Annotated in this window: 8 protein-coding genes and 1 tRNA gene; 8 read left to right on the forward strand and 1 reads right to left on the reverse strand. The window is 66.9% G+C overall.

The features are described 5' to 3' along the window. Window positions 1–6: 6 nt before the first annotated feature. On the reverse strand, window positions 7–1,242 hold the full coding sequence (locus CXQ97_RS10755) for a pyridoxal phosphate-dependent aminotransferase (protein ID WP_104180846.1): 1,236 nt from the start codon (window positions 1,240–1,242) through the stop codon (window positions 7–9). Window positions 1,243–1,510: 268 nt separating this feature from the next. Between CXQ97_RS10755 and CXQ97_RS10760 the strand changes: the two genes are divergently transcribed. From CXQ97_RS10760 to rplL, 8 genes are all read left to right on the forward strand, one after another. After that, window positions 1,511–1,583: transfer RNA gene (locus CXQ97_RS10760), tRNA-Trp, on the forward strand. A 153-nt stretch (window positions 1,584–1,736) separates the two neighbouring features. Further along, window positions 1,737–1,994: a preprotein translocase subunit SecE gene (secE, locus tag CXQ97_RS10765; RefSeq protein ID WP_258062482.1), complete on the forward strand. Its 258-nt coding sequence runs from the start codon at window positions 1,737–1,739 to the stop codon at window positions 1,992–1,994. Window positions 1,995–2,086: 92 nt separating this feature from the next. Continuing rightward, window positions 2,087–3,025: a transcription termination/antitermination protein NusG gene (gene nusG / locus CXQ97_RS10770; protein ID WP_104180848.1), complete on the forward strand. Its 939-nt coding sequence runs from the start codon at window positions 2,087–2,089 to the stop codon at window positions 3,023–3,025. Between the two features lie 121 nt (window positions 3,026–3,146). Then, window positions 3,147–3,578 carry a 50S ribosomal protein L11 gene (gene rplK / locus CXQ97_RS10775; protein WP_087030133.1) on the forward strand — a complete coding sequence of 144 codons (432 nt, stop codon included), beginning with the start codon at window positions 3,147–3,149 and terminating at the stop codon, window positions 3,576–3,578. A 147-nt stretch (window positions 3,579–3,725) separates the two neighbouring features. Next, window positions 3,726–4,430, forward strand: a complete 705-nt coding sequence (gene rplA, locus CXQ97_RS10780) for a 50S ribosomal protein L1 (protein WP_104180849.1) — start codon at window positions 3,726–3,728, stop codon at window positions 4,428–4,430. Between the two features lie 103 nt (window positions 4,431–4,533). Next, window positions 4,534–5,631, forward strand: coding sequence for a GNAT family N-acetyltransferase (locus CXQ97_RS10785; RefSeq protein ID WP_104180850.1), 1,098 nt, complete (start codon window positions 4,534–4,536; stop codon window positions 5,629–5,631). A 288-nt stretch (window positions 5,632–5,919) separates the two neighbouring features. Then, window positions 5,920–6,519, forward strand: coding sequence for a 50S ribosomal protein L10 (gene rplJ, locus CXQ97_RS10790; protein ID WP_104180851.1), 600 nt, complete (start codon window positions 5,920–5,922; stop codon window positions 6,517–6,519). Window positions 6,520–6,576: 57 nt separating this feature from the next. Next, on the forward strand, window positions 6,577–6,954 hold the full coding sequence (gene rplL / locus CXQ97_RS10795) for a 50S ribosomal protein L7/L12 (protein ID WP_104180852.1): 378 nt from the start codon (window positions 6,577–6,579) through the stop codon (window positions 6,952–6,954). Window positions 6,955–7,042 lie beyond the last annotated feature (88 nt).

The following is a 7,042-nucleotide window of genomic DNA, read 5'->3' on the forward strand; positions in this document are numbered from 1 at the left end:
CAGGGGCTACCGCGCCGAGCCGAGGAACTCCTGAAGACGGGCGACGCCTGTCGCGAGGTCCTCGTCGCCGAGGGCGTAGGACAGCCGCAGGAAGCCGCTGGGGCCGAACGCCTCACCGGGCACGACGGCCACCTCCACCTTCTCGAGGATCAGCGCGGCGAGCTCGGCGGACGTCGCCGGTGCCACTCCGTCGAAGGTGCGGCCGAGCAGTGCCCGCACATCGGCGTACGCGTAGAAGGCGCCGTGAGGCGTGGGGCATTCCACGCCCTCGATCTCGTTCAGGGCCGACACCATCGCCCGACGGCGGCGGTCGAACGCCACCTTCATCTCCTCGACGGCCGTCAGAGGGCCCGAGACCGCCGCGAGGGCCGCCATCTGGGGAACGTTGGACACGTTCGACGTCGCATGCGACTGCAGGTTCGTCGCGGCCTTAACGAGGTCCTTCGGACCGATCATCCAGCCCACACGCCAACCGGTCATCGCGTACGTCTTCGCCACGCCGTTGAGGACGACCATCTTGTCGCCGACGGACGGTGCCGCGGTCGCGATCGAGGTGAAGGGCACGCCGTCGTAGGTCAGGTGCTCGTAGATCTCGTCAGTCACGACCCAGAGTCCGCGCGCAGCGGCCCACTCGCCGATCTCCCGGACGGCGTCCGGCCCGTACACCGCTCCTGTGGGGTTCGACGGAGAGACGAACAGCAGCACCTTCGTGCGCGGCGTCAGGGCGGCCTCGAGCTGGTCCACCGTCGCGAGGTAGCCCTGGTCCGGGCCGGCGAACACCTCGACGGGTACGCCTCCCGCGAGGCGGATGGCCTCGGGATACGTGGTCCAGAACGGTGTCGGCACGAGGACCTCGTCGCCGGGATCGAGGAGGCCCGCGAAGGACTCGTAGACGGCCTGCTTCCCGCCGTTCGTCACGAGCACCTGGGCCGGGTCCACGGCGTAACCGGAATCGCGCAGGGTCTTCTCGGCGATGGCCTGCTTGAGCTCGGGGAGACCCCCGGCCGGGGAGTAGCGGTGGAACCTCGGCTGGCGTGCCGCCGCGATCGCCGCCTCGACGATGTAGTCCGGCGTCGGGAAGTCCGGCTCGCCCGCACCGAATCCGATGACCGGTCGTCCGGCCGCCTTGAGGGCCTTGGCCTTCGCGTCGACGGCCAGGGTCGCCGACTCGGCGATGGAGTCGATCCGCCGCGAGATCCGGGGGAGTGCTGCGCGGAGTGAGTCGTCGGTCGTCGCGTTCATCGGGTCCCGTTCCGTGAGGGTCTTTTGTCAGCTTCCAGCTTAGGCGCTGGCACCCGTCCGGCCCCGATCGGTCGCGCGACGGCGGCCCGACGCACCGTCCGGCACCGGGAACCGACCCCTGGGACCGCCCTCCGGACACCGCTCGTGGCCCCCGGTTCGACGTTCTGCCGGTGAATGCGTAGACTTGTTCCTCGGTGTTGAAACACCATGATGGATCGTGCCCTCGACGGGCTCGCCCGGAGTGGAAGCGGTACGTATTCAAAGCCAAAGGGTAGTGGCGCAATTGGTAGCGCAGCGGTCTCCAAAACCGCAGGTTGCAGGTTCGAGTCCTGTCTGCCCTGCGCGTGGCCTTCGCGGCAAGTTCGCGAAGGCACGGCAGAAACAGATCACGAAGCCCCGGCGCAGGCACAGGCCCCGCGCGGCGGTAAACATGGTCAGCTGGGGGCGCCATTGGTGGTCCGGCTGGAACACCACACAGATTGATGAGGTTGACGGTGACCGATACGGCTGCGAGCAGCTCCAAGGGAAGCCCCGCCGAGAAGAAGGCCCCCCGACGCGGGATCTTCGGACGCATCATGCTGTTCGTCCGCCAGGTCTTCGCGGAACTCGGGAAGGTCGTCACGCCCACCCGCCGGGAACTGGTCAGGTTCACCATCACCGTGCTCGCCTTCGTGATCATCATGATGCTCCTCGTGACAGCCCTGGACCTCCTGTTCGGGGCCGGCGCGGTATGGGTGTTCGGCGACAGCTGACCCCGACCGCAGGAATGCACGCCCCGGGACGGCTGTTGTCGGTTCGGGTTGAGTACAGGCAAGCAAGACAACTTTCGAAAGCAGGCGGCTAGGTGTCCGAGCAAGAACTCGAACGGCAGATCACTCCCGAAGATGGTCTGGAGAACGAGGAGTACGCAGCGGAGGCGGATGCCTCCGACCTCGACGTGCCTGCTGAGGACTCCGCCGCCACCTCCTCCACCGACGTCGCGGACGGACTGCTCGCGGACGACACCGAGACGGACGACACCGAAGCGGACGAGACCGGGGCCACCGGGACGGATGACGCCGGAACCGATGTGGCCGACGCCGACATCGAGGCCACCGCCACGGACGCCGTCGACGAAGCAGCCGACGCCATCGACGAGGCAGCAGACCCTGAGGACGACGACGCCCCCGCCGAGGAGGCCCCCGATCCTGTCGCCGACTTCAAGGCCAAGCTCCGCCGCCAGGAGGGTGACTGGTACGTCATCCACTCCTACGCCGGCTACGAGAACCGTGTGAAGGCGAACCTCGAGACCCGCATCCAGACGCTGGACATGGAAGATTACATCTTCGAGATCCAGGTCCCGATGGAAGAGGTCGTCGAGATCAAGAACACCACGCGGAAGATCGTCAACCGCGTGCGCATCCCCGGCTACGTGCTGGTGCGCATGGACCTCACCGACGAGTCCTGGGGCGCGGTCCGCCACACCCCCGGCGTCACCGGTTTCGTGGGCAACGCCCACAACCCGGTCCCCCTGAGCCTGTCCGAGGTGTTCTCCATGCTGGAGCACACGATCGTGCACACCGACGCCGAGTCGGGCAAGCCGGTGCAGCCGCAGTTCACCCCGGCCACCGTCAACTTCGAGGTCGGCGAGTCCGTCACCGTCAACGAGGGGCCCTTCGAGACCCTCCCGGCGACCATCTCGGAGATCAAGCACGAGTCGCAGCAGCTCGTCGTGCTCGTGTCGATCTTCGAGCGCGAGACCCCGGTCACGCTCTCGTACAACCAGGTCACCAAGATCCAGTAAAGCTTCGGTGCTCCCGGCTTGCTTGGCCGGGGAGCACCGTCAGGCCGTCACGCCAGAACGGCCACCACCCCGCAGGACGCTCCTGTCCGGCGGGAACGCAATGCAAGAGAAGGACCCTTTCATGGCCCCCAAGAAAAAGGTCACCGGCCTCATCAAGCTGCAGATCAACGCAGGCGCCGCCAACCCGGCTCCTCCTATCGGTCCCGCACTTGGCCAGCACGGTGTCAACATCATGGAATTCTGCAAGGCGTACAACGCCGCCACGGAATCCCAGCGCGGAAACGTCATCCCCGTGGAGATCACGGTGTACGAGGACCGCTCGTTCACCTTCATCACGAAGACCCCTCCGGCAGCCGAGCTCATCAAGAAGGCCGCCGGCGTCGCCAAGGGCTCGGGCACGCCCCACACGGTGAAGGTCGCGAAGCTGACCAACGCCCAGGTCGAAGAGATCGCCACCATGAAGATGGAAGACCTCAACGCCAACGACGTGCAGGCAGCAGCGAAGATCATCGCCGGCACCGCGCGCTCCATGGGCATCACGGTCGAGGGCTGACAGTCCCCACCACCCGCCCGTGTCCGGCGCCGCCGGACGGGGCACACCACCAATTCACAGCACGACGGCGCCGCAACCGCGGGGCGGCCGTGAGTGGCAGGGCCCAGCGCGGTCCGATGACCACGACTGCATAAGGAGAACAAGCAGATGGCACAGCGCAGCAAAGCATACAAGGGAGCTGCCGCGAAGATCGAGGCGGACAAGCAGTACACCCCCCTCGAAGCGGTAGTCCTCGCGAAGGAGACCAACCCCTCGAAGTTCGACGCCACGATGGAGGTGTCGTTCCGTCTCGGAGTCGACCCCCGCAAGGCGGACCAGATGGTCCGTGGCACGGTGAACCTCCCCCACGGCACCGGCAAGACCGCTCGTGTCCTGGTCTTCGCGACCGGCGAGAAGGCAGAAGCGGCCATCGCGGCCGGCGCCGACTTCGTCGGTTCGGACGACATGATCGAGAAGGTCTCCGGCGGATGGACCGACTTCGACGCAGCGGTGGCCACCCCTGACCTCATGGGCAAGGTGGGACGGCTTGGAAAGATCCTCGGCCCCCGCAACCTGATGCCGAACCCGAAGACCGGCACCGTCACGGCCGACGTCGCGAAGGCTGTCACCGACATCAAGGGTGGCAAGATCGACTTCCGCGTCGACAAGCACTCGAACCTCCACTTCATCATCGGCAAGGTCTCCTTCGACGAGCAGAAGCTGGGCGAGAACTACGCCGCCGCACTCGAGGAGATCCTCCGCCTGAAGCCTTCGGCTTCGAAGGGCCGTTACATCCAGAAGGCCACGGTCTCCACGACCTTCGGTCCCGGCATCCCCGTCGACCCGAGCGTCACCAAGGTGTACACCGTCTAGGTCAGCCTGGAGGAAAAGCCCCGCGGCACGCGCCGCGGGGCTTTTCCGTGTTCGGCAGCACTAGTGATTGAGATATCCCAATCAGTGCGCCTATGCTGGGCCGATGGACACGACCATCGAGCAGCTTCCCATTCCCGCGACCCCGGACGCGGCCGGCGGCATCGACTTCGCACGGAGCGCCGCGGTCAGCAACGAGGTGGAGCGCGCCCTGTGGGGGCACGACGACTTCCGGCTGGAGGTGGCGGAACGCCTCACCATGATGCAGCCGATGCCGGATCGCGAGCGGGTACTCGGTGTGGCACGGGTCGGCGGGGAGATCGTGGCCAATGCCCGCCTCGGCTTCCCGCAGCGCGACAACCTCCGGACGGCGTACCTCCAGATCGAGGTACTGCCCGCCCACCGGCGGCGGGGGACGGCAACCGCCCTGCTCGCCTTCGCCCAGCGGCAGGCCGCAGCACGGGGCAGGACGGTCCTCATGTCCTGGTCCGATGCCCCCACGGACGGGGCGGGCGGGCCGGTGCTCGTGCCCCCGACCGGCGCCGGTGGCTTCCCGGCCGATGACGCCTCCTCGGTCCTCGCCCTGCGCTCCGGCTTCGAGCTCGTCCAGGTGGACCGCCAGAGCGTCCTCGATCTCGCAGGGCTCCGTCCGGCGGACGGAATAGCGGGCGGCCTCGAGGTGCAGGAGTCCGAGGCAGCCGGCATGGGGTCGGGGCACTACGGGCTCGTCGGGTGGACGGACCGGTGTCCTGACGGCCTCGTGGCGGATTACGCGCTCCTGAGGCAGCGGATGAGCACGGACCCGCCCCTGGGCGGGTTCGCCCAGGAGGAGGAGTCGTGGGATGCGGGGCGTATCCGGCGGGAGGAGGCGACGGCGCTGGAAGGCGGCGCCACCACGCTCGTCTGCGCCGTGCAGCACAGGTCGAGCGGGCAGCTCGTGGGGCACACCATCCTCGAACGCTTCGGGTCGAGGCCGGCGGTCGTGTACCAGGAGGACACCCTCGTGCTGGAGGAACACCGTGGGCACAGGCTCGGTATGTGGCTGAAGGCGGCCAACCTCCGCCGCGCACTCGGGGAATGGCCCGATGCCCGGCGCGTCTACACGTGGAACGCGGAAGAGAACTCGTTCATGCTCGCCGTCAACGTGGCACTCGGCTTCCGGCCGGTCGGGCGGACGGCCGGGTGGCAGAAGGTCCTTCCATAGCCCTGGACGCGGGCCTGCCGACGGCGATTTGGCCGGCCCGCGCACGTCGCGTACGCTTGAGGAACCAAAGACCGTCGGTCGATCCACCTCCACTTCCCTCCAGCGCAGTCGTGCGCCGCCCGGAAGAAGGACTCGGATCCGAAAGTTCCCGTGAGGGACGGCCTACGCAGGTGATACGAAGCTCCTCTCCACGGGCCACGCGCCCGTGTCGAGCAAAGCCCCGTGCATCTGCGCGGGGCGTTTTTCATTGGAGCTGGAAAGCCGGCGCATATCCCCGGAAGGAGGGTTATGGCAACGCCAACAAAGGTTTCTGCAGTGGACGAGATCACCACCGATTTCAAGGACTCCACCGCCGCTGTCCTGACCGAATACCGCGGGCTCACTGTTGCTCAGCTCAAGGACCTGCGTCGTGCCCTCGGCAACGACAACAAGTTCTCGGTCGTCAAGAACACCCTGACCGGTATCGCGGCGAAGGAGGCAGGCATCGATGCGTTCGACGGCCAGCTGTCCGGGCCCACCGCGATCGCCTTCATCAAGGGTGACGCCGTCGCTGCGGCCAAGAGCCTCACGGATTTCGCGAAAGCCAACCCCAAGCTCGTCATCAAGACCGGAATCTTCGAGGGCAAGGCCCTCAACGCTTCCGAGGTCATCGCCCTGGCGGCCCTCGAGTCGCGTGAGCTCCAGCTCGCCCGTGTCGCAGGTGTCCTCAAGGCACCGATGTCCGCCTTGGCACGCACCGTCGACGCACTGCGCGTCAAGCTCGAGGAGGAAAGCGGCGCTGCACCTGCAGCCGACGCCGATGCTCCTGCTGCCGAGGAAGCCGCTGCCCCCGCAGAAGCTCCGACCGAGGCTCCCGCCGAGGAAGCCGCAGCACCCGAAGCGAACTAGTTTCCCTTCGATCCATACACTCCGGTGCCCTGCACCACTACAGGAAGGACGCCTCCCATGGCGAAGCTCACCAACGAAGAGCTCATTGAAGCTTTCAAGGAACTGTCCATCATTGAACTCTCGGACTTCGTGAAGCTGTTCGAAGAGACCTTCGATGTCACCGCTGCTGCAGTTGCAGTCGCAGGCCCCGCCGGTGGCGGCGCCGAAGCGGTCGAAGAGGAGCAGACCGCGTTCGACGTCGTCCTCGAGGCTGCAGGCGACAAGAAGATCGCAGTGATCAAGGAAGTTCGTTCGCTCACCTCGCTGGGCCTCAAGGAAGCCAAGGACGTTGTCGACAGCGCCCCCAAGGCCGTCCTCGAAGGCGTCACCAAGGAAGCAGCGGAGAAGGCCAAGGAGGCCCTCGAGGCCGCCGGCGCCACCGTCACCCTCAAGTAACACCGCTGCACCCGCGGCCGGCATGCGTCGGCATCGCCGCAGTACGGAAAGAGCCCCGCTTCTCGCGAAGCGGGGCTCTTTCCTGCTC

It is taken from the genome of Arthrobacter sp. B0490 (genome assembly GCF_002929355.1).
Taxonomy (GTDB): Bacteria; Actinomycetota; Actinomycetes; order Actinomycetales; family Micrococcaceae; genus Arthrobacter_D.